Origin of the sequence: Nocardioides humilatus, assembly GCF_008373755.1 — a bacterium.
GTDB classification, from domain to species: Bacteria; Actinomycetota; Actinomycetes; order Propionibacteriales; family Nocardioidaceae; genus Nocardioides; species Nocardioides humilatus.
Window position 1 is genome coordinate 1 of sequence record NZ_VUJV01000175.1, and the last position, 353, is coordinate 353.

A 353-nucleotide genomic window follows, 5' to 3' on the forward strand; every position below is an offset into this window, starting at 1 on the left:
GAGATTTCTTTCTGATCTCTTTCCTCGTCTTGATCTTTGCTTCGTGTTTAGTAAGAGCCTTGCGCATAGCACGGGTCTTCTTGGCTCTTAAATCTAAAGGCTTGTATTTCTTGTTTTTGTAGTGGTTTCTAAGATTGACCTTCATCTTCTGGTGATACACAATGTAAACACGTGCGATAGCTTTTCTTACAACACGGATCTTGGACAGTTTAGAAGCAACTCCACCAGTAACTTTAGCAACCCGAAGATTTGTTAATTCTGTCTTTAGCTCCTCAAGCTGTTTGAATAGCTCCTTTTTATCTTTTGTCCTTAATTCTGAACACTTCACTTTGCCCATTTTGACGGTCACGTTC

1 protein-coding gene is annotated in these 353 nt (G+C 39.7%); it reads right to left on the minus strand.

Going from position 1 to position 353, the window contains the following annotated elements; all coding sequences use genetic code 11:
• The coding region (gene rpmC / locus F0U44_RS24380) for a 50S ribosomal protein L29 (protein ID WP_149730641.1) at window positions 1-337 on the minus strand (337 nt) is incomplete at its 3' end.
• Window positions 338-353: the final 16 nt, after the last annotated feature.